Below are 25,854 nucleotides of genomic sequence, written 5' to 3' on the forward strand. Positions count from 1 at the left end.
TACAGCTTCAGGGGCAGCCAGTGCGAATCACCTCGCCGGCACAAGCGATCGCGCAAGGCGTTTTTCTTGTCCCCGAAGACCGCAAGCGCGAGGGCCTGATCCTCGATATGCCACTGGTCGAGAATATCACGCTGGCCAGCTTGCGCCGCTACGCACGGCTGCTGCTGATTGACCGGGCGGCCGAAGGGAAGGTGGCACGCACTCAACAGGTGCGGCTGTCGATCAAGACACCCTCCGTCGCCGTGAATGCCGCGACGCTCTCCGGCGGCAACCAGCAGAAGGTTGTGCTGGCGAAATTCCTGTCGATGGCACCGCGCCTGATGATTTTCGACGAGCCGACACGCGGCATCGATGTCGGGGCTAAAGGCGAGATCTACATGCTGATGCGTGGGCTTGCGGATGAAGGAGTGGCGATTCTGATGATTTCGAGCGACATGGAAGAGGTGATCGGTGTTTCCGACCGCATCGCCGTCATGCATGATGGCGAGATCAGCGGCACTTTGGATCGCCCCGATTTCAGTGAGCTGAATGTCCTAAGGCTGGCGATTGGTCAGCCTGCCGCGCGCGACGAGGCCGCCTGATGCTTAAGAAGGAACTTGGCCTTCTGATCCTGCTCGTGGTGGTGAGCGCGATCACGACCGCGCTGAACCCGCGCTTCCTGTCCGGCGTCAATTTGCTCGACATGGCGAATCTGATCGGCCTTTTCGGGATCTTTTCGATCGGCGAAGGCCTAGTGATCATCACGGGTGGCATCGACCTGTCAGTGGGCTCGATGTTTTCGCTCCTCGGCGTCGTGTTCATCGACTTGCTGGTCAATCGCGGAGTGCCCTGGCCGTTTGCGTTGATCGTGATCATCGTGGGCGGGCTGTTCCTGGGCGGGGTGCAGGGTTTTCTCGTGACCCGCATGAAGCTCCAGCCCTTCGTGGTTACATTGTGTGGGCTGCTGATCTATCGCGGCGCCGCGCGTTACTACACGACCGATGCGACTATGGGCTTCGGCTATTCGGACGATTTCGACTGGCTGGCTTGGCTGGCGTCGGGGCGTAGCTGGGGCGTTCCGCATGCCTTCATCTTGCTCGTGATTGTGGCGGTCGTGATGTGGGTCGTGCTGCATCGCTCGGTGCTGGGCCGCTACTTGTACGCCGTAGGACGCAATGAGGAGGCCGCTCGATTCTCCGGCGTCAAATCGCGAGCGGTGATTGCGAGCGCCTATATCATCAGTGGTGGTCTCGCAGGGATCTCGACGATCCTCTTAGTCTTCTACACCAACTCCGTTTCGCCGAGCTCCTTCGGCAATTTCTACGAGTTGTACGCGATCGCTGCTGCCGTTCTTGGCGGATGCAGTCTGCGCGGCGGGGAGGGGTCCATTCTTGGAATCGTATTAGGCACGGTCCTGCTGCAGGTGCTGCAGAATCTGGTGAATATTCTAGGCATCCCAAGCTCGCTCAATTTCGCCGTCATGGGAACGGTGATCCTCTTGGGCGTATTGGCCGACCAACAGTTTGCGGCACGCCGCAAGGCAGGGGGCAAACGTGCGCCGGCCCTGGTGGCAATGGAGAAACAGAGCCGACCCGCTTAGCGCCGGTGGTCAGAGATCTGGCAGACGACGCCAAGGTAGGCTTGGCTCGTTACGTTGTCGCCAGAGACCTCCACTGACTTGGCCTCGCTGTGGCACGACTGGAGCGTGAGGCCCCCGAACTCGGCCGATCTGTTCAAATTGTAATAGCCATTCGCTGTGAGTCTCGCGAACCAGACGATGCCATGGTCTCGGTCGATCTGCGTTCCCGATACTTTGGCGACGGCTTCGCCAAGTTGGTACAGCGCGTCAGGATCGCGCTGTGTTGACGATATGGAGGGCGGTTCGCTGACAGTGGTGCCTGGCTCTGCGGCGTCCTTCGCTAGCTTCGCCCTGAGGTCAGTTATCGCGGAATGCGCGGCAGCGAGTTCCGCACCAAGGGCGTTGGTCTCGTGGAGGCGGCGCTGATTCAAAGCTTCGGCGGCCAAGTGGTCCTCATAGATGATACCGATGACGGACCATTGAATAATGATGGCCCAAAAGAGCAACAGTGAGCCGAATGCCCAGCCAAAGATCTCGAGCCAGTTGGCGGTCATCGCTCTAAAGCTGGTTCCACGTCGAAGAACCAGAGGCACGACAAGGACGATCGCCAGGCTCATGAGGCCAGCAAGGCCGACAACCCATGGAGAGCCGAAAGGCAGGCGACAGGCGGCGACCAGGAGATGCCATGCGGCAGTGAGCATCAGAGAGCCTGTGTGATGGACGAGGTTCGCCCAGTGCGAAAAAATCTTACGGCACCCGATCCGGGGAATAGCATCCGGACGGCGTTCCATTGCAACGATGGTCTAGCACCTGTGGCTCGTTTCCGGGCACTAGCCGCAGCTCCGGGAATTGCCAAAATCCACCCAACGTGGCCGCATGACAGCACGGGAGTCGCAAAACCGAGGAAGCGGGAAACGCCATGCAGGACGTGACGATGGATCGAGACGCTGCCACGGCGATCCTTGCGAGGCTGGACCGCTTGCCCGCGACGCGATCCATTTGGAAGCTTGTAACGCTTCTGTCTCTGGGGGGCCTGTTCGAGTTCTATGACTTGTTCATGACCGGCTACGTGATCCCAGGCCTGGTCAAGGCGGGTCTACTGACCAAGGCGAGCGTCGCGATTTTCACCGGACCCGCGCTGTTTGTGGCAGCGACCTTCGTCGGCCTGTTCATCGGCACCTTCGTCTTTGGATTCGTGGCCGACAAATATGGCCGCCGCACGATCTTCACCTTTTCGCTGCTGTTCTACTGCGCCGCGACGCTGATCATGGCCTTCCAAAACAGTGGCTTCGGGGTCTGCCTGTGGCGACTGATCGCGGGTATCGGGATCGGCGTCGAATTGGTGACGATCGACACGTATATCGCCGAGCTGGTGCCCAAACAGGTCCGGGGGCGGGCCTTTGCTTACAACCAGACTGTCCAGTTTCTCGCGGTGCCGATCGTGGCGTTCCTCGCCTATATGCTGGTGCCTATCGCGCCGTTTGGCATCGATGGTTGGCGCTGGGTGGTCGTGATCGGCTCAGCCAGCGCAGTGGCCGTCTGGTTTTTGCGCCGAGGGCTGCCGGAGAGCCCGCGCTGGCTGATCCAGCAAGGCCGCCTGGAGGAAGCAGGCGCCATCACGGCGGCGATCGAAGCCAGAGTGGTCGCCGATCTAGGGGGCGGGTCGTTGCCGGCGCCGGCAACGCATGCCCTGGAACGCGCGGAAGCTCAGGGCAGTTTCACCGAAATCTGGAAGCCGCCCTATCGCCAGCGCACGATCATGCTGATGGTGTTCCAGTTCTTCCAAACCTTTGGCTTCTACGGCTTCGCGGCCTGGGTGCCGACATTGATCGCGCAGCAGGTCGGCATCCATCTGAGCGCGAGCCTGCTCTATTCCTTCATTATCGCCATCGCCAGCCCCTTCGGCCCCATGCTGGCAATGACCTTCGCGGACAAATTCGAGCGCAAATGGCAAATCGTGGCCGCGGCCTGCGGCGTCGGCGTGTGCGGGGTGCTGTTCTCGCTCCAGACCACCATCGCATTGCTTATCGTCTTCGGGGTGTTGATCACCTTGTCCAACAACGTTCTGTCCAACACCTTTCATGGCTACCAGACCGAGTTGTTCCCCACGCGGGTGCGGGCCCGGGCGGTGGGCTTTACCTATTCGTTCAGTCGCATCAGCACAGTCTTTGCGAGCTTCATCATCGGCTTCTTCCTGCACGCCGCCGGGACCAAGGGCGTGTTCGGGCTGATTGCCTTTGCGATGCTGATGGTGGTGTTGTCCATCAGCATCTTCGGCCCGCGTACTAAAGACATGGAGTTGGAGCAGATCTCCCACTGACGAGCATTGGAGGGGCGACGGTCAGACCCCGGAAAGCGCCTTCAAGGTCCGGTCGCGCGCCGCCGTGTCCCCGGCCGTGTGGACCGGCTGGACGCAGACATGGGTGGCCCCGGCCTCGAAATGCGCGTGCAACCCGCGGGTGATGGTTGGCGCATCGCCCCACAGGACCATCGAATCGATGAAACGGTCCGTGCCACCGTCGGCGAGGTCGGCTTCCGTGAACCCCATCCGCAGCCAGTTGTTGCGATAGTTGGTCAGAGTCAGGTAGGGCTTCAGCTCCTGCCGGCCGAGCTTTCGGGCTGTCGCCGCGTCGGTCTCGAGGCAGACCTTTTGCTCCACGGCCAGCCACTTGTCCGGCCCGAGCACCGCTTTCGCCGCTCGGGTATGCTCGGGCGTCACGTTGTAAGGAACGGCGCCCAGCGTCCGCTCTCCGGCGAGCTTGAGCATCAGCGGACCCAGCGCCGCCAGTACCACCGGCCAATCCTCGCTGCCCGGCTGATCCTGGTAGAGGCCATCCAGATAGCGCCGCATGGTGGGCACCGGCTTATCATAGGCATGGCCGCGCAACGCTTCCACCAAGGGCACGTGGCTCACGCCAAGGCCGAGAATGAACCGGTCACCATAAAGCTTTGACAAGGTGAGAAGGCCGCGCCGAGCCGCGAAGGCGTCGCGCGCATAGATATTGGCAATGGAGCTCCCTATCATCAATCGCTTGGTATTCGCGAGCATGAAGCTCGCAACCGACAGCGATTCGTAACCGAACGCCTCAGGATACCAGAAGGTCGCATAACCGAGTTCTTCGACCGTTTCGATCAGGTTCGTGATCTCCTGGCCGTCCAGACGATCAATCGGATACCAAACGCCGAGCCGGCCCATCTGCCTCAAGATTCCACCCTCCAATTGCGTCACGGTCCGCTATGCTTCCGCGCAATTTGCATCATGCGGGAGGATACCACATCATGCGGCCGGCCGCATCCGAGGCGACGCAGGAGCATGCCAGGCAGTGTCGAAGGTGACAGGCGATGACCGTAACGAATGATTCGGCGCTGACACAGTGGTTGCTTGATGCGCCGCTGATGGAGCTGATGCCGCGAGCGGAGCGTTCCCGTGACGAGGGCCATGGCCGACTGATGTCGTATTCGCGGAAAGTGTTCATTCCGCTCACACATTTATGCCGCGATGTCTGCCACTACTGCACTTTTGCCCAACGGCCGCGTGCTGGGAAGGCGGCGTATCTCTCGCCCGATGATGTGCTTTCGATAGCACGGGCCGGGGCTGCCGCCGGTTGCACGGAAGCGCTGTTCACGCTCGGGGACAAGCCTGAGCTGCGTTATCACGCCGCAAGGGACGCGCTCGCCGCGCTTGGGCATGAAACGACAATTGGCTACCTGGAGGCGATGTGCGCGCTGGTTCTGCGGGAAACCGGGCTGCTGCCGCACGCCAATCCGGGGCTGATGAGCCGGGAGGAAATAGCCGGGCTGCGCACGGTTACAGCGAGTCAGGGCATCATGCTGGAGTCCCTGAGCGAGCGGCTATGCGAGCCGGGCGGGGTTCACTATGGTTCGCCTGACAAACGGCCGCAATTGCGGCTCGACACGCTGCGGCTGGCGGGAGAGTTGCAGGTCCCGTTCACGACCGGAATCCTGATCGGTATCGGAGAGACGAGGCGGGAGCGGCTGGACGCGCTATGCGCCATCCGCGAGATCCATGCGGAGTACGGTCACGTCCAGGAAGTTATCGTCCAGAATTTCCGTGCGAAACCTGGCACCAAACGCGCCAACGCCGCTGAGCCGGATTTGGATGACCTACTTTGGACCGTCGCTGCTGCTCGGCTAATTCTCGGTTCGGAGATGAATATCCAGGCGCCTCCCAATCTCTCGCCGGGCGTGTTTCCGCGGCTGATCGCGGCGGGGATCAATGATTGGGGTGGCGTTTCCCCGGTGACTCCGGATCACGTCAATCCGGAGGCGCCATGGCCTGCTATCGTCGAACTCGCTCGACAAACCGCTGACGCCGGCAAGCTGCTGGTCAATCGGCTGCCCGTTTACCCGTCCTATGCGCGATCATCCGAGATCTGGCTGGCGCCTGAGGTTGCGAGCCGGGTGCTCCGTATGAGCGACGCCGAGGGCCTCGCGCGCGATGATGATTGGGCGCCCGGCAGCCTGGTGTCGCCGCGGATGCCCGCGATCCTCGCGCGTTCCGTCGATCCGGCTGTGGATAGGATCATCGCCAAGGCCGTGGGTGGCGACCGCCTCGAAGAGCCTGAGATCGTGCGGCTTTTCGCAACACGCGATGCCGATTTTGAGCGCGTCACGTTTGCGGCGGATGAATTGCGCCAAGCGGTGAGTGGCGACACCATCCGGTACGTTGTCAACCGCAACATCAACTACACCAACATCTGCTACTATCGTTGCCAGTTCTGCGCATTTTCGAAAGGCAAAAAGCATGAGGCGCTGCGGGGCGCGCCCTATGATCTTGCGCTTGAGGAGATCGTGCGCCGCGCTGTGGAAGCGTGGGACCGGGGCGCCACAGAACTTTGCCTGCAGGGTGGTATCCACCCCGAGTACACGGGCGAGACCTATCTCGGCATATGCCGGGCCATAAAGACAGCCGTTCCCGGTATGCATATTCACGCATTTTCGCCGCTTGAGGTCACTCAGGGCGCGGCTACGCTCGGACTATCCGTCCGCTCGTTTCTTGCGGCGCTGAAGACAGCTGGTTTGGGAACCTTGCCGGGCACGGCAGCGGAAATCCTGGATGACGAAGTGCGTGCGAAGATCTGCCCGGACAAGCTGACGACGGCCGAGTGGCTCGATGTGGCCCGCGCGGCGCATGGTCTCGGGCTGCGAACGACGTCAACGATCATGTATGGGCATCTGGAGCAATCCTCTTCCTGGGCCAAGCACCTTCTCGCGCTGCGTGATTTGCAGAAGGAGACCGGCGGCTTCACCGAATTCGTTCCTTTGCCGTTCGTGCATATGGAAGCGCCGATGTATCTGCGTGGCCGCGCTCGGCGCGGGCCGACGTTTCGCGAAGCGGTATTGATGCACGCAGTGGCGCGCCTGACCTTGCACCCGGGGATCACGAATATTCAAACATCCTGGGTCAAGATGGGGCCTCAAGGGGCGGCGGCCTGTCTGAAGGCGGGGGCCAATGACCTCGGCGGCACGCTGATGAACGAGAGCATTTCCCGCGCGGCTGGTACCGAGCACGGTCAGGAATTTCCACCCGAGGCGATGGAGCAATTGATCCGCTCTCTCGGGCGCCAGCCTGAACAGCGCAGCACTTCGTATGGTCCGGTTATGACGGAACGTCGCCAAGCATCGATGCGTGCGGCCGTGCTGGCTCCAGTTATATTGACGCCGCCGCGGAAGCTTGCGGTGGTGGGATAGCCCTTACCGGGCTGCCGTGGCCTCGGCCAGGAGTTCGCCCGCGATCCCGGATTGCTCCAGAAAGGCGAGTGTCCGGGTGGGTATGCGAGGCGACATTTGTAGGAACGCCAAGAGATCGGCGGGGTGGTCGATATCCATGGCGATCCCCGGCTGATGAAGGATCGACGGCGCGATTCCGGCGCGTCGTGCGGCGTCCAGATGCGGGAAGAAGCTGTCCTCTCCAAAACGAAAGGGAACTGCATCCGGCGGTGAGCAGATGATCGCGTTGGATCCCAACTCGTCATGTGCCGGCACGATCGTAAAGGCAGGAGCGGATTTGTGAGCGGCCAAAGCGGCCGTCACCTCGGACGCCTGAATGCGTGGAATGTCGCCCGGCAGGGTGATCATGCCGTCGAGACGTTCCCGGGCTAGAAGCCGCGCTGCCGATGTGACAGCGCCCGTATGCCCGTCGCGCGCCCCGTCAGTCACGACCCGCGCGCCGTAACGTTCGGCGAGCGATCTCGCAAGCGGATCGATGGTGACAACCACTATCCCGGCGAGCTGGGGCACCGTGGCCAGAGTGTGAAGCACATCCTCGACCATGATCGCGGCGAGCGACTGACGCTGCTGGGGCGAGAGGCGAGGGGTCAGTCGCTGCTTGGCGCCTGAGAACTCCTTGATGGGCACGACTGCCCAAATCCCACTCATGATGAAGGTGCTCGGCGGCGTCTGGCGGGCGGGACCGCATCGGCCGCATCGAGAACCACGCGCGCCAAGACCTCGCGATCCGCGAGGCTAGTCATCAACGTCGGGGCGAGGGTGACGATTGGGGACAATCCTTCAGCTTCCCCGGCGTCTCCGACATCCATGACGTAGGCATCCAGGAGATCGCCATAGCGCGCGGCAACAGCCGCAGCGCTTGGCTGAAGTCCAAGCTCGGTCATCATCTTGGCTGTCGGCCCTTTGACCGCGCGGCCGCCAATGATCGGCGACACCGCGACGACAGGCGCAGGGCACGCCGAAAGCGCTTGGCGCACACCCGGCACCGCCAGGATAGGCTCGACGCTGATGAACGGGTTGGATGGGCAGATAATGACCGCGCGTAACCGTGCGCTGCTTAGGGCCTCGAGCAAGTCCGGATGCGCCAGGGCGCTCTCCGCCCCCGCGAACACAAGCTCTCGCACCGTCGGGCGGCATTGCAGGCGCACGAAATAGTCCTGGAAATCCAGCCAACCCTCATCCGTGTGCAGTCGGGTGCGAACCGGGTCGTCGGTCATGGGAAGAACGCGAGGATGGACCCCGAGGCGACGGCAGAACTCGCTTGTAATCTCCGCCAGCGTCTGGCCAAGGCGCAGTCTCCGCGTTCGTTCGACATGCACGGCCAGATCGCGATCCCCGAGCCGGAACCAGTCCTCTCCGCCGAGCGCGGTCAGAGTTTCCATGAACGACCAGCTCTCGTCCCGTCGACCCCAGCCGAGCTCCGTATTGTCCAAGCCGGCGAGCGTGTACATGAGCGTGTCGATATCGGGCGAGACATGCAGGCCCAGGTGTTCGAAGTCGTCGCCCGTATTGGCGACGACGAGCAGATTCTCGGCTGGAAGGATGCGGCTTAAACCCAAAGCAAGTTTCGCGCCGCCGATGCCGCCTGATAGCGCGACCACGAGATCCCGTGTCACCGGAACAGATCCTCCTCGGGCGGACGTAGGATCGCGGCCGCCGTAGAATGATCGGCTGACCAGCGCAGTCCGCGAACCAGAACAACTGGCAGCCCCTCATCCGCTTGGCCCATCAGCAGCGAGGCGGCGGAAGCGATTTCGTCGGCAAAGCCTATGATGCTGGCCTCAAGCTTTCGATCGAAGAGGTCTGGTTGTCCGCGTAGATCGAGTATCGCAGGCAGCCCCGCAACGCCGATCGCGACACCTGCGGTTCCTTGCCGCCAAGGCCGTCCAAAACTGTCGTTGATGATCACCGCGACGTCTACGCCCGTCAGCGTGGCCAGGCGACGCCGCAGATGCTCGGCACTTCGGTCAGGATCCTCGGGCAGCAGCAGCGCGTATTGGCCCGCGCCCGCCGGTGCGACATTTGACTGATCCACGCCGCCATTCGCCATGATGTGGCCGAGCCGGTGTTCAACGATCAATACGCCGGGCCGGTTGCGAACTACGCGCACAGATTCGGAAAGGATGACCTCCACGAGCCTCGGGTCCTTTCGGATCTCCGAGGCCAGCGCGATCGCGCGCGCCGAGGGTTCGATTGTCGCCAGATCGATTATTCGACCTTCGGCCTTCGAGACGATCTTTTGCGCCACGACCAGCACGTCTCCGGCGCACAGCATTATATCGCTCGACGCAAGGGCGGACGCCACCAAGTCGCTTAAATCGTCGCCACTCTTAACCTTCGGAAGGCCTCGTAGCGCAACAATCTCTAGGCCGATCATGCGCCCGTTGTGTTTTCGCCCGATCCGCCAAAGCGGCGGCGGAGGCGGGGGAGTATTTGCTCGGAATACAGCCGGATAAACCGCTCCTGGTCCGGACCCGGCGCATGAAAGACCAAATGTTCGAAGCCTAGGTCTACATAATAGCTGATTCGCTCGACGTGCTCATCCGGGTCATTGGAGACGATCCAACGGCTGGCGGCTCGCTCCGCCGAGAGACCGGCGGCGAGACGTTCCATTTCATCGGGATTTTCGACCGAGACTTTTTCTTCTGGCGTTAAGGCGAGAACCGCCCAGTGCCGGGTATCTTGCAGTGCACGGTCCCTATCCGCATCGAACGAGACCTTGATCTCGATCATCCGCGCGTAGTCTGGGCGTTTTGATTCCGCCTCGCTCAGTCCTTCGGCGACCTTCGGCAATAATGTCTCGGTGTAGAGTTCCCGCGCTTTGCCGCTGGTGCAGATCAACCCGTCACCAACCCGGCCGGCATATTTGGCGATGAGGGCGCCAGCCGCCGCGACATAGATCGGCACCGGGGTCGCGGGCCGGTCGTAGATGGTGGCACTCTGGGTGCGATAGAATTGACCCTCGAAGGTCAGCCGCTCCTCGGTCCAGAGGCGACGGATCAGCGTGACGGCTTCACGCAGGCGCGCGAACCGTTCCTTGAAGTCAGGCCACGCCATGCCCGTGGAAGGCACTTCGTTAAGTGACTCGCCGGTGCCGATGCCAAGCACAATCCGCCCCGGGAACATCACGCCGAGTGTTGCAAAAGCCTGCGCCACAACCGCGGGATGATAACGGAAGGTCGGAGTCATTACGCTGGTGCCGATGGTGATGCGCGACGTCCGCGCACCCAATGCGCCTAGCCAGGCGAGCGAGAAAGGCGCGTGGCCGTCGTGATGCTTCCATGGCTGGAAGTGGTCACTAACAAAGACAGAGTCGAAGCCTGCTTTTTCCGCAAGGCAAGCGAAGTCGAGCAGCTCCACAGGGCCAAACTGCTCCGCCGACGCCTTGTATCCTAGTCTCAGCACGAGCCACTCTCCAACATCTTGCAATCGCTCGCCGAACCGCCAGCACGATTAACCAGCGGCCGCCCTAGACGACTGGTCGCCTCAGCCCATTACCTGAGTGGCGCCAGGTTCGATTTCGAAGGTGACCCGCACTTCGCCCGGCTGGCCGAAGGGATACTTGTCTTTCCCCAAATACTTCTTGGCGAGTGAATCGATATGCGCGTCGGCGCCTTCCTCGGTCACCCGTGAGACCCGTCCGCGGATCTGAATGTAGCGATAGGCATTTTCGGGGTCGAGTATCGAAAGTGCAACCGGCGATCCTTCCTGCATATTGCGAGACTTCACGCGGCCCTTAGCCGAGTTTACGCGGATTTTTCCATTAGTGTAGTCGAACCAGACAGGGGTCACCTGCGGCGATCCGTCCTTCATGATCGTTGCGAGATGCGCGAAGGAAGTTTTCTGCTGAAGCAAATCAAGATACTCTGCTGGAATTGCTACCATGATTGCCTCTTTGTTGGCGTGCGCCGTGTGTTTGGTTATTTCTTGGCAGGATGCCGTATCATCAGCGAGAGCTACCCTAGTCGCGGCTACGAAGGATTGCAACGAAGGTAACTGGGAGGCGGGCTGACGGATTGTCCGAGCGCGCATGCTTGAATAAGCGGCCCGGGCGGGTTCCTATGCGCCGCAGCATCGAAAGCGCATCGATATGCCTGAGGCCATTTCCCGCGTCGCCATGATCTCGGGTGCCAGCCGCGGCATCGGTGCCGCCATCGCCGAGCGCCTTGGTGCTACGGGCTGGACGCTCTCCCTCGGTATGCGCAGTCCTAAACCCGTCGGAGATGCTCTGGTCCACGCCTACGAGGCCGGTTCCCGGGATGCCGAGGCAGAATGGGTGGCGGCAACCTTGGCTCGCTTCGGACGGATCGATGCTCTTGTGTGCAATGCCGGTATCTCGGTGTCGAAATCGGTGGTCGATGCGACTGACGAGGACATGGCCGCGATGTTCGCGGTCAATGTCCTGGCGCCGCAACGCCTCGCGCGCGCCGCCTGGCCGGCTCTTACGGCATGCGGGCGAGGGCGCGTGGTCATAATTTCCTCCCTCTCCGGCCTCCGCGTCGCTTCGGCCGCCTCGGGCGCCTATGCCATGACGAAGTTCGCCGCGACTGGCCTGGCGCATGGCCTGCGCCATGCTGGCTGGGACCGCGGCATCCGCGCGACCGCCATCTGCCCAGGCTTCGTCGCGACCGATATGGCGAGGGCGGTGACTGATACGGACCCGGGCACGATGACCCAGCCCGAGGAGGTCGCGCGGCTGGTCGAGCTGGCGCTCGACTTGCCCAATAACGCGAGCGTGGCGGAGATCGGCGTGAATTGGCGCGTTGAGGGCAGGCTTTAGGCCGCACGTGCGCTATGGGCGCATCAACTGCGAGAATTTGCCGTCGCGGAGTCCAGGCCAAGCGTCTCAGGCTGGTGGATGCGCCTTAGTTTTCGCGCGATCCGGGCGAGACCGCGACGCTCTTCTTCGGTTAGAGCCGAGAAGAACGCGCCGTCATAGGCCTTTGCGATCGCCATGTAGCGCCCGATTTCGGCCTCGCCTCTCGGCGTGAGCGTGAGCGCGTGGCGTCTTCGCTCGGCAGGGTCCGGCTCGCGTCGCAATAGGCCGGCGCGCTCCAGATGATCGACGATCCGGACCATCGCTGGCCGGTCCTTGCCGAGCACCCGGCCCGCCTCGCTCTGACTCATGCCAGGGTTGGCCGAGACGAGCAGGAGGGTCGTGAGCTTGCCTGTCCCGCTCGACGCTTCGGTGGCGGAGAAAGCGTCGTCATAGGCGCGGTTGATCGCCTGGCTCAGCATCCGAAGCTGGAAGCTCAGCATGTCCGTCAAAACCGAGATATCGGGGCCGTTGCGCGCGTCCATTCTGCGCCTCTTCGTTACTGTGCGACCGGTGAGACGATCCGCCAAGCAGTTTGGCAATTGCTGTAGCTGACAACAATTGTCTAGGCTGCTCTGCGGGGTTGCGCCTGGCATGGCGCTTGCGTCGGCTGGGTCGGGTTGCAGGGGGCATGGACGGCATGGCGGATGTCGTTGTCGTGGGGGCGGGCATCAGCGGGGCTGCCACAGCCTGCGAGCTGGCGCTCGCGGGCGTCTCGGTCACGCTGGTCGATCGGTTCAGCCCCGCGGCAATGGGCTGTGGATGGACGCTAGCCTGCGTGCGGCAATCTGGCTGTTTCGCCTCGGAGCGTTTCGCGAAACAGGCTGCGGTGATGGCGCCGGTGGCCCTGCATGGCTGACGGCAGATGACCCGCTATGTGCTCCACCGGCTCGGCCAAAGCCTGGTGCTGCTTGTTTTGGTGTCGATGATCGGCTTCGGCTTGCTGCACCTGACGCCAGGCGGTCCGCTCAGCCAATTCGCCTTGACGCCCGGGATGTCGGCAGCCACGCTGGCGCGGCTCTCGCACCAGATGGGCCTCGATCGCCCGCTGCCGATCCAATACGCCGAGTGGGCGGGACATTTGCTACGCGGTGACTGGGGCCGTTCCTACCGCGACCAGCAGCCGGTGCTCGCGATCATCGTGTCGCATCTTTGGGCGACGCTGGAGCTGATGGTCAGTTCCACTCTGCTCGCCATTATCTTCGGAACATGGGTGGGTGTGCTGGGTGCGATCCGCCGCTACTCGCTCGCCGACTATCTCGCCACGATCGGTGCGATGGTCGGGCTTTCGATCCCGACATTTTGGTTCGGGCTGGTCATGATCTATCTCTTCTCCGTCTGGCTCGGTTGGTTGCCGTCCGGGGATATGTACACGAACGGCGACGCCTCGCTGTTGGACTATGCGCGGCACCTCGTCTTGCCCTGTCTCGTCCTGACGCTCGTCACGATCGCGACCTGGAGCCGCTATATGCGGGCCTCGATGCTGGACGTGATCAGCCAGGACTATATCCGCACCGCGCGCGCGAAAGGTCTGAGGCCGCGCGCCGTGCTCATTCACCACGCGCTGCGGAATGCGTTGTTGCCGATGATCACCGTCGCTGGCCTGCAACTGCCGACCTTGCTCGGCGGCGCGCTCGTGACCGAGACAGTGTTCACCTGGCCCGGCATGGGGCGGCTCTTTCTCGATTCCATCAGTTATCGCGACTACCCGGTGGTGATGGGGCTGCTCATGTTCTCAGCTTTGCTTGTGCTGTTAGGCAACCTGGTCGCGGACCTGCTCTATGTGGTGGCGGATCCAAGGATCCGGCTCGCATGAGCGCCGTCGCCCCATCGGCTGCCGAACTTCCTCCGCCCGTTCTGGCGGCGCCATCCGCTGCCCGCCGCCCCGCGCTGCGCCGTTTCATGCGACACCGGCTAGCCATGTTCGGCCTCGTAGCGATCATCGTTCTCGTGGTTGCCTGTGCGCTCGGACCTTATTTGTCACCATACGGCCCGCTCACCATCGATCTGCGTCACCGGTTCCAACCGCCATTCGAGGGCCGACACTGGCTGGGTTCGGACCAACTCGGGCGGGACTTGCTGGTACGGCTGCTGCTTGCCGGTCGAATTTCTCTGACTGTCGGTTTCGCGGCGATGGGACTCAGCACGGCCGTCGGGGTTGTCATCGGCCTTGTCGCCGGCTTCTACGGCGGCTGGGTAGGCACCGCGCTGATGCGCTTCGTCGATGCGGTGCTTTCCTTTCCGGCCATCTTCCTCCTGCTGACGCTCGCGGCGCTGGTCAGTCCCGGCGTGTTGACCATCACGCTCATTGTGGCGCTGACCGCCTGGATGGAAGTGGCACGCGTCGTGGAGGGACAGGTCCGCTCGCTGCGAGAACGCGACTTCGCGATAGCGGCGGAGGCGATCGGCGTATCCGACGCGCATCTCATGTTGCGCGAGCTGCTGCCCAATATCATGGCGCCAATCGTCGTCGCGGCGACGCTGAACGTGGCCCGTGCCATTTTGCTGGAGAGCTACGCAAGCTATCTCGGCTATGGCATTCAGCCGCCCACGCCTTCCTGGGGCAATATGCTGAACAACGCACAAGAATACCTCACCTCGGCACCATGGCTCGCGATTTTCCCCGGCGCGGTCATCACGCTCGCCGTTACCGGCTTCAACTTTCTCGGGGACGGTTTGCGCGACGCGCTCGACCCCAGGCTGGACGTGCATCGTTGAGGAGCGGGTATCCTTGACCGATGTCCTCATGGTCGAGGATCTTGCTGTCCGCTTTCGCGGCGAGAGCGGGGTGGTGGACGCGGTCGAGGGCGTCTCCTTCCGTCTGCGCGAGGGGGAGACGCTGGCCATTGTCGGTGAATCGAGCTCGGGCAAGAGCGTCACCGCCCTCGCGTTGATGCGCTTGCTAGGCGGGCCGCCGAATTGCGTGGTGCGAGGGCGCGCAACCTTCATGCGCCAGGACGGTGAGGCGCTTGCCCTCCTCTCGCTGCCAGAGACGCGCATGGCGAGCGTGCGTGGCCGCGACGTCGGCATGATCTTCCAGGAGCCGATGACGTCGCTCAATCCTGTGCATCGCATTGGAGCACAGATCGTGGAGGGACTGCTCGCGCACGAGCGCCTTTCGCCTCGTGCGGCGGAGAAACGTGCGGTCGCGCTGCTCGATCATGTCGGAATCCCGGAGCCTGCATTGCGCGCCCGTGCTTTCCCGCACCAGCTTTCTGGCGGAATGCGGCAGCGCGCGATGATTGCGATGGCCCTCGCTTGCCGCCCTCGCGTGCTGATTGCTGATGAGCCAACGACGGCGCTCGACGTCACGATCCAGGCGCAGATTCTGGAGCTGATCCGCGCGCTGCAACACGAAACGGGCATGTCGGTGATCTTCATCACGCATAATCTTGGTGTCGTGGCGGAGGTAGCGGACCGCGTGCTCGTTATGTATGCGGGTCAGGTCGTGGAGGACGCGCCCGTCGACGTACTGCTGCACCGGCCGCAGATGCCATATAGTGCCGGGCTGATCGGCTCTGTTCCGCGACTTGACGACGTGCGTCGCCGTGGTGGTCGGCTCGCCGCCATTCCCGGGAATGTGCCCGACCCAAACACCCGGCCTGCTGGCTGCACCTTCCATCCGCGCTGCGCTCATGCGCGACCGGATCCCTGTGAGACGGCGCGCCCGGCCTTGGAATATGTGTCAGACGGACACACGGTGCGCTGCGCCCGCTGGCGAGAGATCACAGTGTGAACAGCCCACTTCTCCAAGTCACTGATCTTGCCAAGCACTATCCCGTCGCTGGCGGGCGCACGCTGCGCGCGGTTAACGGCGTGTCCTTTACCTTGCGCGCCGGTGAGGTTCTTGGCGTGGTGGGTGAGAGTGGTTCCGGCAAGACGACGCTCGGGCGCGTCGTGTTGCGACTCACCCCACCTAGCGCGGGCGAGATTGTTTTCCGCGGCCAGGACGTGACGCATCTCTCCCGTCGTGCGCTGCGGAAAGTGCGGCGGCATATGCAGCTCGTCTTCCAGGACCCCTACGCATCGCTCAATCCCCGCATGAGCGTGGAACAGATCCTCGCTATCCCGCTGCAGGTGCACGAGCCGTCACTCGGCCGTGCTGACCGGCGGAGCCGTATTGAGGAAATGCTGCGCACGGTTGGACTCTTTGCCGAAGCCGCCGACCGCTATCCGCATGAATTCTCCGGCGGCCAGCGACAACGCATCGGCATCGCGCGCGCTCTGATCTGCCGTCCCGAACTTCTGGTGGCGGATGAGCCGGTTTCCGCCCTCGACGTTTCGGTTCAGGCGCAGGTCGTGAACCTGTTGCTCGACCTGCGAGAGCGGCTCGGGCTCTCCATCCTCTTCATCGCGCATGACATTGCGGTTGTCGGCATGATTTCGGATCGGATAGCGGTGATGTATCTCGGCCGGGTCGTCGAGATTGCGGACACGCTGTCGCTGTTTAATCGTCCGCGGCATCCTTACACGGAAGCGTTGTTTTCCGCCGTTCCCGATCTTGGCGGCCGGCGAGACCGCATCCTGCTCCAGGGGGATGTGCCGAGCCCTGTGTCGCCTCCATCCGGTTGCCCGTTCCGAACCCGGTGCCGCTATGCGGAACCGGACTGCGCCGTCGAAGTGCCGTCGCTTGTGGAGCGCTCGCCCGGTCATCTTGCCGCTTGCCACCGACCGGAACTCGTTCTTGCCTCACCGCTATCCGATGTGGCGCCTCTCCCTCGTCTCCGCTGAATGCCTGAAGGAATTGCTTGATGGGACCACTAATCGACCCGGTCACGACCGATGAGACACCGCCCACCCAGGCGGATGTCGTCGTGATCGGAGGCGGCATCATCGGGGTCAGTGCAGCGTTTTTTCTCGCGCGCCAAGGTATCTCCGTCGTGCTCTGCGAAAAAGGGAAGCTTGCCGGCGAGCAGTCGAGCCGCAACTGGGGATGGGTGCGAAAGACCGGTCGCGATCTTCGGGAAGTGCCCCTGATCATCGAGAGCCTCCGCATGTGGGGCGAGATCGAGCGCGAGGGTATTCAAACGGGCTTCCGTGAAAGCGGGGTGCTCTATGTTGCTGAGACGGACAGCGAGCGTGAGCGCTACGAGCGCTGGCTCGACATGGTGAGGCCCTATCAGATGGGCAGCCGAATTATCGAAGGGGAAGAACTCGCCGCGCATCTTCCGGGGGCGACAAAGCAATTCAAGGGTGCGCTATATACCGCGACCGACGGGCGAGCGGAGCCGCAAAAAGCCGTGCCCGCGATCGCCGCAGCCGCGCGGGCGGCCGGAGCGATTATTGTGGAAAACTGCGCGGTGCGCGGTCTCGATCGGCAGGGAGGGCGCGTCGTGGGGGTGGTGACGGAGCGCGGTCGCATTGCCTGTGAGAGCGCGATTCTGGCCGGCGGGGCATGGTCGCGACTTTTCTGTGGCAGCCTCGGAATTCGCTTGCCGCAGCTTAAGGTGCGGGCCTCTGTGCTGCGCACTGGTCCCATTCAGGGTGGGCCGGAGACCTCTGCTTGGCTTGGTCGCTTCGCCTATCGCCGACGCCTGGACGGCGGCTACACGATCGCGAATGGACAAAGCAATGTCGTGCCGATCACGCCCGACACATTCAATTTCTTCAGGGAATTCCTTCCGGCGGCGCGAGCCGAGAGGCGCGGACTTCGGCTGCGTCTCGACCACCGCTTCCTGCAGGAGGCGATGACGCCGAAACGATGGTCGCTCGACAAGCCAAGCCCGTTCGAGAATATTCGCATGCTCGATCCCGAGCCAGTGCGTTCGATCAACGCCGAGGCGGCGAAATCAATTGCCGAGGTCTTCCCCATATTCCACAACATGACGATCACGCAGCACTGGGCTGGGATGATCGATGTGACGCCCGACGTCGTGCCGGTGATTTCGGAGATTGATGGGACGCCCGGCCTTGTCGTCGCCACGGGTTTCTCGGGCCATGGTTTTGGCGTCGGCCCGGCGGCAGGACGCCTTGCCGCGGAAATCGCGACGGGACGCCGAACCATCGTCGATCCCACGCCCTTCCGCTACAGCCGATTTACGGACGGCTCACCGATTACCATCGAATCTGGGCTTTGACCCACAAAAAGGAGCGACCATGCACAACCAAGCTTCACGTTTCGCGCTCTCCCGCCGCCGTCTTCTCGTCACAACCGCGGCGCTCGGGGCAGGGGCGATTGTCGGTGCGCGTAGCGGGTATTCCCAGACGAAGGTTAAACCTTCAGGCCAGGTGGTGATTGGACTTTCACAGGAGCCAACCGTTTTCGATCCGCGTCTGCCACATATCGAAGTGGATGACGGCGTTTATATGTCTCTGTTCAGCCCGCTCTGGACGGTGAGTCCGAAGGGAGAGCTTCTGCCGCGGCTTGCGGCCGAGATTCCGACGACCGCGAATGGCGGTATTTCCGCTAACGGCCTGACTTGGACGATCAAGCTTCGTCCTGGCGTTACCTGGCATGACGGCACGCCTTTCACGTCCGAGGATGTGAAATTCACGATCGAAAGCATCATGGCGCCCGAATTTCCGGCCTATAGCCGAACCGGGCATGAACTTGTCCAGAACATCCAGACGCCGGCACCGGACCGGATCACCTGGACAATGAAAAAACCCTTCGCGCCTTACATCTCTATCCTGGCCTGGACGTATATTGTTCCCAAGCACAAGCTCGAAGGCCAGCCTGCGATCGGCGGCACGTTCGTACAGCACCCGATCGGCACCGGACCATTCAAGTGGCAAGAGCGCGTCTCCGGTGACCACATCACGCTGCTTGCCAATGACAGTTATTTTGGTGATGGCCCGATGCTGGCCACTGCGATCTACAAATACATTCCGGACCTTACAGTACTGTTCACGCAGTTTCGCACTGGCGATATCGACTATATCGGATTGCAGGGGATATCGGCGGATCACTATGGCGAGGCGAAGAAACTCAATGACCGCACTGTCGTGAATGCGCCGCTGAGTTTTATCGAGTGTTTCTATTTCAACCTTGGGCTGCCGCAATTCCAGGATCGCGCCGTGCGGCATGCGCTCTACGCCGCCTACGACAAAGACAGCATCATCCAACAGCTTTACTACGGCCTGCCGACACCATCGGAATCCTATCTGCCGAAGCAGTCCTGGGCCTATAATCCAAATCTGCCGAAGCATGAATACAACCCGGACAAGGCCAAGCAGATGTTTGATGCCGCGGGTTGGAAGCCCGGCGCGGGCGGCATTCGCGAAAAAAACGGCGTCAAGCTGAGCTTTAGTAACTCGACCACGGCAGGGAACCACCTGCGCGAGCAGGTGCAACAGCTTCTGCAACAGAACTTTCAGGACGTCGGCGTTGCGATGGCAATCAAGAACCTGCCGGCCGCCGTCATGTGGGGCGACTACTGGATCAAATCGCATTTCGAGACAGCGATTGTCGGGCTGGACTTCATGGTGGGCCCAGATCCGGACGCATCCGACTACCTGAGCAGCGCCTCGATCGCGGTGAAGACGGGCTCTGGCCAGAATACGATGCAATATTCCAACCCCGAGGTTGATCAACTCCTCCAGCAGGGGGCCTCTACGCTCGACCAGACAAAGCGCATCCCGATTTACCAGAAGCTTCAGGCCGTTCTGCGCAATGACCTGCCTTTCCTGCCGCAGCTACAATATGCGGAGATCGAGGGAACGAAAGCGAAGTTGCTGGGCTTTGAGCCGAACATTAATGTTCGACTAAACACATGGAACCTGGAAACCTGGCACTGGATTGGCTGAGCTCCTAGGCTTCGGGAATCATAATTCCAGAACCAATTCGGCCAGTGTGATTTCATCTAGCTTGCTTTTAGCGGGTTGCAGGGCCGAGCGGCTCTGCAACCCGCTTTTGGCCACACCTCCCCCGCTACGCTTGTCGCGCGTGGGAACGTCGCCTAGGACGCCCCATCACCCTTAAGGCTAGTCCCCCGTCCGGGCATCACCCTAAAAGACGCAATCACGGCTCCCCGTCGGCTTGCTAGTCTGCGCAAAGGGAGAGGCCGATACGTGGAAGGGCCCAACCTCGTTATTTGATGGCGCGACCGGAATAAGAGCTGAGCATCTTATCGTGGGTCTTCGTGTGGTCAAAATCATAGACACCTCGCATTTCACAATCGGGGGCGGATCTCTGTGTCTTCGTCTGACAACGACATCCTGTCGAGAGTAACAGATGACCTTTGCGCCGCGGGTCGTTCGCCGCAGGGGCGTTTCGCAGTGCGGGCGATGGCGCAGCCGCCGATGGCGACTGCGGTCGAGCGAGCGGCAGCGCGGTCGAGCGGACTAACCGCTCGTGGGTTTCTTGTTTGGTTCTTCGTTACCCTTATTGCATCGTTCGGCTTCGCTTGGCTTTATGTCGCGGCCATGCCGATGGCCTTCCTCGACCGCGACTACCCATTGTGGATCGCGAAGCGCACGATGCTGGACGAATGCCATCTCGGCGCGGTTTCAGTGTTCGGCGACAGCCGCACCATGGCGGCCACCATACCAAGCGTGATGACAATGCCGGTCGAGAATTTTGCGATGTCCGGCACAAGTCCGATCGAGACCTACTTTGCCGTCGAGCGCGCAATGCGCTGCCGCATAATGCCGAAACTTGTTGTCATCGCTCATGGAGCATTGAAATTCTCATCCGACCCCGGTTACTGGGTCTTCAGCGCGCGCAGCGGCTTTCTGAATTATGCGGAGATGCGCGCCATTGATGCTGACGCGGCACGCCTCAATGACAACGAGCTAATCGACATGCAACGTGGCGACGGGCTGCGGCCCGCGCTGCGAGAATTGCTCTTCGCTCTGCGGTTTCCGCCCTTCTATTTTGACAGCTTGGTGAATGGCTATGTTGCCCTGCGCTGGCAACATAATCGTGAAGCGATGCGCGATGCCCTTCGGTCGTCCGGACATGCATTATTCGGCACGGCGGCGGGTTCGAGCGGCCTTGCGATAGAGGCAGGCTCGGAGCCGTATTCGACGTCACCCCTCGTCGATCTCTTCTTCTCGCGGACGCTCGCGCTTTTGGCCAAGCATGGCGTGCAGGTCATGGTCCTCACGATGCCGATAAACCATGCTACTTTCGTCCGCACGCGGCCGGAACTTGGTAGGCAATTTGATGCCTATCTAAGGACAAAAACGCGGCAATACCCGAATCTCCGCGTAGTCGGCCCTACCATCCCCTGCTGGCCCGATCGGTTCTATGGCGATGCGTGGCACTTCAATGCGCGCGGTGCGGAAGCCTACAGCCGCGAGCTTGACCCGGTGCTGCGGTCCGTCCTCGTGAACAGCACGCCTCGACCCCTCCCCAACCACTGCACAGTCAATGGGTGAAATGCTGCTGATGTGACCGTAATTCAACGGAGTTCGTTGCGTCAAGTCTTCTCCCCAGGAAGCGAGAGACTGGAGAGCAGGGCATAGACGCGGGCGACGGAGGAATCGTCGTCGGCGCCCATGCCCGCGGCGGCCGTCATCAGAAACATCTGCAACGCGCTGCTTGCAATCGGCACGGGAAAATTCGCGGCGCGTGCCATATCCAGCACGATGCCAAGATCTTTCGTGAAGATGCTGACAGCGCTTTTGGGGCTGTAGTCGCCTGCCAGAACATGCGGCATACGATTTTCAAACATCCAGGAATTTCCGGCGGATGCGGTGATGACCTCGTAGACTTTCTGCAAATCGAGATTCTGGCGTGCGGCGAAGGCTATGGCCTCAGAAGCGGCCGCTATGTGAACGCCCGCCAGAAGCTGATTGACCATCTTGAAGGCTGCACCCTGTCCAGGCTCGTCGCCGAGCCGGTAAAGCGTTGCGGTCAAGGCGTCGAGGGCCGGCTTGGCCGCGTGAAATGCCGCCTCTGAACCGGAGGCCAGCATCGTCAGCTTGCCCTCCGCGGCGCGCGCCGCGCCCCCGCTTATCGGAGCATCGAGATAATGCACACCCTTCGCCTCAAGGCGCGCGGCGAGGCTGCGTGCGATAGCCGGCGCCATGGTAGCCGAAGAGACGAAGACGGAGCCCGGCGTCATGGTGTCGGCACAGCCGTCAGGCCCGAACATGATGGCTTCGGTCTGTGCCGCATTGACCACGACCGCGACCACGATATCCGCGCCGCGCGCGGCCTCAGCTGCGGCATGCGCTCCCAGGCCTCCGGCGGCGACGAAGCGGGCCACGGCGTCCGGCGAAACATCGAACCCGACGACGTCAAGCCCGGCGCGCAGCAAAGATTGCGCCATGCCGAAGCCCATCGAGCCTAGGCCGATCACTGCCGATCGATGCCGGAGCGACTGGGTGTCGCCTTGCGTCGTCTGCGCAGTCATGTGGATGCTTCCTTCCTGCAGTCGTTGGTGTGGAAGTATCTGCGCCAATTCCACGTTTCCTCAAAGCCTGTCGGGGGCAACGATAGTGGTTGGCGAGCCCTCTCTCGAGCGGCCGGTGGCGGCGGTTTTCGTTTGGTCGCTCAGACGACGACCGTCTTTTTCTTTTTCGCGATGTTTGGTGTCGGCCCTTGTTCCGAACCCAGCATCCGCAATGCTATTGCCGCCGCGGCCCTGATATGATTGCTGCACGCGACCGCGGCCCGATCGCCATCGCGAGCCGCGACGGCCTCATAGATTTCATTGATTTCCGCGAGACTATGGACCGAGCGTCCAGGTTCCATCATGGATTTCACCCGCAGCAAGTTGACGCGATTGTGAATGGTCATCAGAAACTGCTTGATGAAACGATTTCCGCAACCGTCCATGAGAACTTGGTAGAAGGCTGTTTTGGCTTCCAACATGAGCCCCTGGTCAGTCTGCTCGGCCGCGCGCTTGATCAGAGCGATCGAATTTTGTAGCGCCAACAGCTGTGCCCCATCGTGATGCCGGGCAAAACCTTTCCCGGCGTCGCCCTCGAGCAGCGCACGAACGGCATAGAGCTCCCCCGCTTCAGCGGAAGTTATTGTGCTGACCGCCGGACCGCGGTGCGGGATCGTCAGGACTAGGCCTTCAGCCTCAAGCTGCCGCAGGGCCTCGCGGATTGAGGTCCGGCCGACGCCGATAAGTTCACATAACTCGCGCTCTACCAGCCGCTGTCCAGGCTGGAAGCGCCCGGAAGCTATGGCGCCTCTCAACTTGTCCTCGACCTGACGCCGGAGAGTCGCTGCCTGCCGGACCACTTGGAGATCGTCGCTCATTTTCGGCACCATTCATCGCGAACGGATTGTCTGTCAATCGGCTTGACAGGCAAGCCGCCGGATCACTAGGCTTGGCTTAGCCAAGAGGGCTGGAGCTCTCCGAGAATGAATGGGATGCCGGGGCGGAATGCTCTGGGGGGAATGATATCCATGATCGAACTCAGCATCGAAAATCGGTGTCCGGATCGCGAGGCTTGGATCCTTCCCACATCATCCGGGCTGCAGCCAATCAAGAGGGACCTCCCGCTTTGAGCGGCACGATTGCCGCAGTGACGGCACCGGGGGAGTTCGAATATCAGAAATACGACCTTCCGAAGCCGACGCCTGGCGCGTTGTTGCTGCAGGTGGTGCGCGCTAACGCCTGCGGCTCGGAATTGCATATCTGGCGTGGGCATCATCCGGTAAAGAAGCGCGGTAGCATAGGCCATGAGATGGTCGGCCGCGTCCTCGCGCTGGGTGAGGGCGTAGCGATGGACTATGCACCTCAACCAATCGCGGTTGGTGACCGAATTGTCGCGACATATTTCCAGACTTGCTTGCGTTGTCCGCCATGTGTCGGAGGTCAGTACAATCTCTGCGACAACGACTTGCTCGACGCTGACTTCTCACTCGACGAGGTCAAGCTCGCTTTGGACAAGTCGGCGAAGCGAGACGTCACGCGGGCCTCGATCATCTGCGAAACGGCTTAGCCGGCTCCTTAGAAATTCAGAAAAAACGGGGAAGACCGTGGCGGTAATCAACATACAGGCGTTCAAAGAGCGCGCCGGAAAAGATCCCGAGTTCCTGCGGGCCATGCGCTATTATGACGGCGTCCTTCGGATATCCGTAGGTGATACCGAGACTTATGATCTGAAGTTTCATGATGGCAAGATGACAGGCGCGGGTCCCGGTGATGCGGGGCCGGCGACGATCTTTGTAAAGGCCACGGAGGAGCAATGGTCCGCAATGCTCGCGGAATATCCGAAACCCTTCTACCACAGCCTGCAGTCCAGCGCGGTCAGGCATGATGTCGTGCTTAGCGGTACGGATGCCACTTTCGCTTATCTTCCGGCATTGAATCGAATGATGCAGATTTTACGCATGAACCGTAAGGCTGGATGAGGCGAGCATGGCAAAGATCGAACCCATCCAAGGTCGTTATATCTATTTGACGGTCGGTGGAATCGAGTATCGCGTCTATTTCGAGGAAGCCGGAAACGGAATTCCGCTTTTGCTGGGGCATACAGCGGGCTCGGATGGCCGCCAGTATCGTCATCTTCTCAATGACCAGGAGGTGACTCGCAATTTCCGCTGCATCGTTTTCGACTTGCCGTATCACGGAAAGTCACTGCCGCCGCATGGTGTGCAGTGGTGGACGCACGAGTACAGCATCGGCAAGAAGTTCATGATCGACTTTCCCAACACATTGGCGGAGGTGCTAGAGCTGAAGCGACCGGTCTATATGGGAAGTTCGATGGGTGGGCATCTAGCGATTGACCTCGCACTGGAATGTCCCGAGCGCTACCGCGCTACGATCGCGGTGGAAGGGGCGTTGCAGTCGGCTATCGAATATGTGGATGTCGGCATGGCAAATATTCGCCGCGAGTTTGACAATCCCAACGTCAACCGAGCCTCTACAGGGGCCGCGATGCTTCTCAATATCTCACCATATTCCCCCGAGGAGAATGTACGCGAGATACAATGGGAATACAGCTGCGGCGGTCCGGGTATTTTTGCCGGGGACCTCAACTACTATTATTACGAGCACAAGGTTTCGGAACAGGAAGCACGATCAATCGATACGAGCAAATGCATGCTGTATCTGCTCACCGGCGAATACGATCCCAATACCTCTCCGTCGGAAACTCAAGCGCTTGCCGATCTCGTTCCGGGTTGCAAATTTACGGAGATGAAGCAGCTGGGTCATTTCCCAGTTACCGAGGACTATACGAAATTCCGCAATTATCTCTTGCCGATCCTCAGTGAGATCAAGGCCAAGTCTGAAAGCTGAGACGAGGCGCTGGCGACATCTCAGCCCATTCCTAGTGAGCCCGTGCCGATCTCCAAACTCTGCGGCATAGACCCGGAGAGGTGAGGCATCGAAGGAAGGTCCGCGGATTGACAGATTATCAAGTCCTAGCCGACGATAAATGGCGACCGGAAACGAGGGTGTGAATGAACGAACAATTTGAGAAGGGCCTCAAGGTCCGCAAAGCGGTACTGGGGGAAGAGTATGTCGAGAAATCGCTCAACTCGGCCAACCACTTCACGCAGGCGATGCAGCAGCTCACGACCGAATGGTGCTGGGGCGAGGTCTGGACCCGCGAGGGACTCGACCGGAAGACGAGGAGCATTATCAACCTCTCGATGCTGACGGCGCTCAACCGCCCGCACGAGATTCGGGTTCACGTGCGCGGCGCGATCAACAATGGCTTGTCAACCGACGAGATCAAGGAGGTTTTCTTACAGACCGCCATCTATTGCGGAGTGCCTGCGGCAATGGATAGTTTCCGGATCGCGAACGAGGTGTTTGTGGAACTCGGCCTAGTCTGACCCGGCTCCGCTCACTACGGTCGTTACCAGGAGACGATG

At 61.3% G+C, this 25,854-nt stretch carries 27 protein-coding genes; 17 read left to right on the plus strand and 10 right to left on the minus strand.

Annotated elements, in window-relative coordinates:
- The coding region (locus GSQ83_RS23605; RefSeq protein ID WP_158805329.1) for an ATP-binding cassette domain-containing protein at positions 1-581 on the plus strand (581 nt) is incomplete at its 5' end.
- A complete protein-coding gene (locus GSQ83_RS23610) occupies positions 581-1,579 on the plus strand; it encodes an ABC transporter permease (RefSeq protein ID WP_158805330.1) in 999 nt (332 codons plus the stop codon). The genes GSQ83_RS23605 and GSQ83_RS23610, both read left to right, overlap by 1 nt.
- Here GSQ83_RS23610 and GSQ83_RS23615 read toward each other — a convergent pair.
- Complete coding sequence (locus tag GSQ83_RS23615) at positions 1,576-2,259, minus strand: hypothetical protein (RefSeq protein WP_158805331.1); 684 nt, start codon at positions 2,257-2,259, stop codon at positions 1,576-1,578. The two genes, GSQ83_RS23610 and GSQ83_RS23615, sit on opposite strands and share 4 nt — an antisense overlap.
- A gap of 218 nt (positions 2,260-2,477) precedes the next feature.
- Here GSQ83_RS23615 and GSQ83_RS23620 point away from each other — a divergent pair, with 218 nt between their 5' ends.
- Positions 2,478-3,878 carry an MFS transporter gene (locus GSQ83_RS23620; RefSeq protein WP_158805332.1) on the plus strand — a complete coding sequence of 467 codons (1,401 nt, stop codon included), beginning with the start codon at positions 2,478-2,480 and terminating at the stop codon, positions 3,876-3,878.
- Positions 3,879-3,899: 21 nt separating this feature from the next.
- Here the strand turns inward: GSQ83_RS23620 and GSQ83_RS23625 are convergent, their stop codons facing one another.
- Positions 3,900-4,754 (minus strand): TIGR03620 family F420-dependent LLM class oxidoreductase, encoded by an 855-nt coding sequence (locus GSQ83_RS23625; protein WP_254065900.1) that lies wholly within the window; start codon positions 4,752-4,754, stop codon positions 3,900-3,902.
- Positions 4,755-4,900: 146 nt separating this feature from the next.
- On the opposite strand from GSQ83_RS23625, the gene cofH reads away from it, so the two are divergent.
- On the plus strand, positions 4,901-7,270 hold the full coding sequence (cofH, locus tag GSQ83_RS23630) for a 5-amino-6-(D-ribitylamino)uracil--L-tyrosine 4-hydroxyphenyl transferase CofH (protein ID WP_158805334.1): 2,370 nt from the start codon (positions 4,901-4,903) through the stop codon (positions 7,268-7,270).
- Positions 7,271-7,273: 3 nt separating this feature from the next.
- Here the strand turns inward: cofH and cofC are convergent, their stop codons facing one another.
- The 5 genes from cofC to GSQ83_RS23655 all read right to left on the minus strand — a co-directional run bounded on the left by cofC (position 7,274) and on the right by GSQ83_RS23655 (position 11,194).
- Positions 7,274-7,957 (minus strand): 2-phospho-L-lactate guanylyltransferase, encoded by a 684-nt coding sequence (cofC, locus tag GSQ83_RS23635; protein WP_158805335.1) that lies wholly within the window; start codon positions 7,955-7,957, stop codon positions 7,274-7,276.
- Positions 7,954-8,925, minus strand: coding sequence for a 2-phospho-L-lactate transferase (cofD, locus tag GSQ83_RS23640; RefSeq protein WP_158805336.1), 972 nt, complete (start codon positions 8,923-8,925; stop codon positions 7,954-7,956). Before cofD ends, cofC begins: the two co-directional genes overlap by 4 nt.
- Complete coding sequence (gene cofE / locus GSQ83_RS23645) at positions 8,922-9,686, minus strand: coenzyme F420-0:L-glutamate ligase (RefSeq protein WP_158805337.1); 765 nt, start codon at positions 9,684-9,686, stop codon at positions 8,922-8,924. Before cofE ends, cofD begins: the two co-directional genes overlap by 4 nt.
- Complete coding sequence (gene fgd / locus GSQ83_RS23650; RefSeq protein ID WP_158805338.1) at positions 9,683-10,714, minus strand: glucose-6-phosphate dehydrogenase (coenzyme-F420); 1,032 nt, start codon at positions 10,712-10,714, stop codon at positions 9,683-9,685. Before fgd ends, cofE begins: the two co-directional genes overlap by 4 nt.
- Before the next feature lie 81 nt (positions 10,715-10,795).
- A complete protein-coding gene (locus GSQ83_RS23655; RefSeq protein WP_158805339.1) occupies positions 10,796-11,194 on the minus strand; it encodes a PPOX class F420-dependent oxidoreductase in 399 nt (132 codons plus the stop codon).
- A 205-nt stretch (positions 11,195-11,399) separates the two neighbouring features.
- On the opposite strand from GSQ83_RS23655, the gene GSQ83_RS23660 reads away from it, so the two are divergent.
- Complete coding sequence (locus GSQ83_RS23660) at positions 11,400-12,089, plus strand: SDR family NAD(P)-dependent oxidoreductase (protein WP_158805340.1); 690 nt, start codon at positions 11,400-11,402, stop codon at positions 12,087-12,089.
- Between the two features lie 23 nt (positions 12,090-12,112).
- Here GSQ83_RS23660 and GSQ83_RS23665 read toward each other — a convergent pair whose 3' ends face one another.
- Complete coding sequence (locus tag GSQ83_RS23665) at positions 12,113-12,610, minus strand: MarR family winged helix-turn-helix transcriptional regulator (RefSeq protein ID WP_158805341.1); 498 nt, start codon at positions 12,608-12,610, stop codon at positions 12,113-12,115.
- A gap of 116 nt (positions 12,611-12,726) precedes the next feature.
- Between GSQ83_RS23665 and GSQ83_RS23670 the strand changes: the two genes are divergently transcribed.
- The 8 genes from GSQ83_RS23670 (at position 12,727) to GSQ83_RS23705 (ending at position 21,446) form a co-directional block, all read left to right on the plus strand.
- Entirely contained in the window at positions 12,727-12,984 is a 258-nt protein-coding gene (locus GSQ83_RS23670; RefSeq protein ID WP_216850527.1) for an FAD-dependent oxidoreductase, read from the plus strand.
- A gap of 6 nt (positions 12,985-12,990) precedes the next feature.
- Positions 12,991-13,941, plus strand: coding sequence for an ABC transporter permease (locus tag GSQ83_RS23675; protein WP_158805342.1), 951 nt, complete (start codon positions 12,991-12,993; stop codon positions 13,939-13,941).
- Complete coding sequence (locus GSQ83_RS23680; RefSeq protein ID WP_158805343.1) at positions 13,938-14,843, plus strand: ABC transporter permease; 906 nt, start codon at positions 13,938-13,940, stop codon at positions 14,841-14,843. The genes GSQ83_RS23675 and GSQ83_RS23680 overlap by 4 nt, the downstream gene beginning before the upstream one ends.
- A gap of 13 nt (positions 14,844-14,856) precedes the next feature.
- Positions 14,857-15,861 carry an ABC transporter ATP-binding protein gene (locus GSQ83_RS23685; protein ID WP_254065872.1) on the plus strand — a complete coding sequence of 335 codons (1,005 nt, stop codon included), beginning with the start codon at positions 14,857-14,859 and terminating at the stop codon, positions 15,859-15,861.
- Positions 15,858-16,856 (plus strand): ABC transporter ATP-binding protein, encoded by a 999-nt coding sequence (locus GSQ83_RS23690; protein ID WP_158805344.1) that lies wholly within the window; start codon positions 15,858-15,860, stop codon positions 16,854-16,856. The genes GSQ83_RS23685 and GSQ83_RS23690 overlap by 4 nt, the downstream gene beginning before the upstream one ends.
- A 20-nt stretch (positions 16,857-16,876) precedes the next feature.
- Positions 16,877-18,202, plus strand: coding sequence for an FAD-binding oxidoreductase (locus GSQ83_RS23695; RefSeq protein ID WP_158805345.1), 1,326 nt, complete (start codon positions 16,877-16,879; stop codon positions 18,200-18,202).
- Positions 18,203-18,221: 19 nt separating this feature from the next.
- The gene (locus tag GSQ83_RS23700) at positions 18,222-19,871 is read left to right on the plus strand and encodes a peptide ABC transporter substrate-binding protein (protein ID WP_158805346.1); all 1,650 of its coding nucleotides are present in this window, start codon (positions 18,222-18,224) and stop codon (positions 19,869-19,871) included.
- 387 nt (positions 19,872-20,258) lie between these two features.
- The gene (locus GSQ83_RS23705; RefSeq protein ID WP_158805347.1) at positions 20,259-21,446 is read left to right on the plus strand and encodes a hypothetical protein; all 1,188 of its coding nucleotides are present in this window, start codon (positions 20,259-20,261) and stop codon (positions 21,444-21,446) included.
- Positions 21,447-21,487: 41 nt separating this feature from the next.
- Here the strand turns inward: GSQ83_RS23705 and ltnD are convergent, their stop codons facing one another.
- The gene (gene ltnD, locus GSQ83_RS23710; protein ID WP_158805348.1) at positions 21,488-22,426 is read right to left on the minus strand and encodes an L-threonate dehydrogenase; all 939 of its coding nucleotides are present in this window, start codon (positions 22,424-22,426) and stop codon (positions 21,488-21,490) included.
- A 140-nt stretch (positions 22,427-22,566) separates the two neighbouring features.
- Positions 22,567-23,283 (minus strand): GntR family transcriptional regulator, encoded by a 717-nt coding sequence (locus tag GSQ83_RS23715; protein WP_158805349.1) that lies wholly within the window; start codon positions 23,281-23,283, stop codon positions 22,567-22,569.
- A gap of 248 nt (positions 23,284-23,531) precedes the next feature.
- Between GSQ83_RS23715 and GSQ83_RS23720 the strand changes: the two genes are divergently transcribed.
- The 4 genes from GSQ83_RS23720 (at position 23,532) to GSQ83_RS23735 (ending at position 25,815) form a co-directional block, all read left to right on the plus strand.
- Positions 23,532-23,972: an alcohol dehydrogenase catalytic domain-containing protein gene (locus tag GSQ83_RS23720; RefSeq protein WP_216850529.1), complete on the plus strand. Its 441-nt coding sequence runs from the start codon at positions 23,532-23,534 to the stop codon at positions 23,970-23,972.
- 37 nt (positions 23,973-24,009) lie between these two features.
- Entirely contained in the window at positions 24,010-24,384 is a 375-nt protein-coding gene (locus GSQ83_RS23725; RefSeq protein WP_216850531.1) for a hypothetical protein, read from the plus strand.
- 7 nt (positions 24,385-24,391) lie between these two features.
- Positions 24,392-25,273 carry an alpha/beta fold hydrolase gene (locus tag GSQ83_RS23730; RefSeq protein WP_158805350.1) on the plus strand — a complete coding sequence of 294 codons (882 nt, stop codon included), beginning with the start codon at positions 24,392-24,394 and terminating at the stop codon, positions 25,271-25,273.
- Positions 25,274-25,437: 164 nt separating this feature from the next.
- Positions 25,438-25,815, plus strand: coding sequence for a carboxymuconolactone decarboxylase family protein (locus GSQ83_RS23735; protein WP_158805351.1), 378 nt, complete (start codon positions 25,438-25,440; stop codon positions 25,813-25,815).
- Positions 25,816-25,854 lie beyond the last annotated feature (39 nt).

This window comes from Acidisoma sp. L85, from assembly GCF_009765865.1.
Classification (GTDB): Bacteria; Pseudomonadota; Alphaproteobacteria; order Acetobacterales; family Acetobacteraceae; genus Acidisoma.

Bases quoted from the DNA above. Each gene is read 5' to 3' on its own strand.
- GSQ83_RS23610 (WP_158805330.1), top strand. From the start codon at position 581: ATGCTTAAGAAGGAACTTGGCCTTCTGATCCTGCTCGTGGTGGTGAGC.
- GSQ83_RS23615 (WP_158805331.1), bottom strand. From the start codon at position 2,259: ATGCTCACTGCCGCATGGCATCTCCTGGTCGCCGCCTGTCGCCTGCCT.
- GSQ83_RS23620 (WP_158805332.1), top strand. From the start codon at position 2,478: ATGCAGGACGTGACGATGGATCGAGACGCTGCCACGGCGATCCTTGCG.
- GSQ83_RS23625 (WP_254065900.1), bottom strand. From the start codon at position 4,754: ATGGGCCGGCTCGGCGTTTGGTATCCGATTGATCGTCTGGACGGCCAG.
- cofH (WP_158805334.1), top strand. From the start codon at position 4,901: ATGACCGTAACGAATGATTCGGCGCTGACACAGTGGTTGCTTGATGCG.
- cofC (WP_158805335.1), bottom strand. From the start codon at position 7,957: ATGAGTGGGATTTGGGCAGTCGTGCCCATCAAGGAGTTCTCAGGCGCC.
- cofE (WP_158805337.1), bottom strand. From the start codon at position 9,686: ATGATCGGCCTAGAGATTGTTGCGCTACGAGGCCTTCCGAAGGTTAAG.
- GSQ83_RS23655 (WP_158805339.1), bottom strand. From the start codon at position 11,194: ATGGTAGCAATTCCAGCAGAGTATCTTGATTTGCTTCAGCAGAAAACT.
- GSQ83_RS23660 (WP_158805340.1), top strand. From the start codon at position 11,400: ATGCCTGAGGCCATTTCCCGCGTCGCCATGATCTCGGGTGCCAGCCGC.
- GSQ83_RS23665 (WP_158805341.1), bottom strand. From the start codon at position 12,610: ATGGACGCGCGCAACGGCCCCGATATCTCGGTTTTGACGGACATGCTG.
- GSQ83_RS23675 (WP_158805342.1), top strand. From the start codon at position 12,991: ATGACCCGCTATGTGCTCCACCGGCTCGGCCAAAGCCTGGTGCTGCTT.
- GSQ83_RS23680 (WP_158805343.1), top strand. From the start codon at position 13,938: ATGAGCGCCGTCGCCCCATCGGCTGCCGAACTTCCTCCGCCCGTTCTG.
- GSQ83_RS23695 (WP_158805345.1), top strand. From the start codon at position 16,877: ATGGGACCACTAATCGACCCGGTCACGACCGATGAGACACCGCCCACC.
- GSQ83_RS23700 (WP_158805346.1), top strand. From the start codon at position 18,222: ATGCACAACCAAGCTTCACGTTTCGCGCTCTCCCGCCGCCGTCTTCTC.
- ltnD (WP_158805348.1), bottom strand. From the start codon at position 22,426: ATGACTGCGCAGACGACGCAAGGCGACACCCAGTCGCTCCGGCATCGA.
- GSQ83_RS23715 (WP_158805349.1), bottom strand. From the start codon at position 23,283: ATGAGCGACGATCTCCAAGTGGTCCGGCAGGCAGCGACTCTCCGGCGT.
- GSQ83_RS23730 (WP_158805350.1), top strand. From the start codon at position 24,392: ATGGCAAAGATCGAACCCATCCAAGGTCGTTATATCTATTTGACGGTC.
- GSQ83_RS23735 (WP_158805351.1), top strand. From the start codon at position 25,438: ATGAACGAACAATTTGAGAAGGGCCTCAAGGTCCGCAAAGCGGTACTG.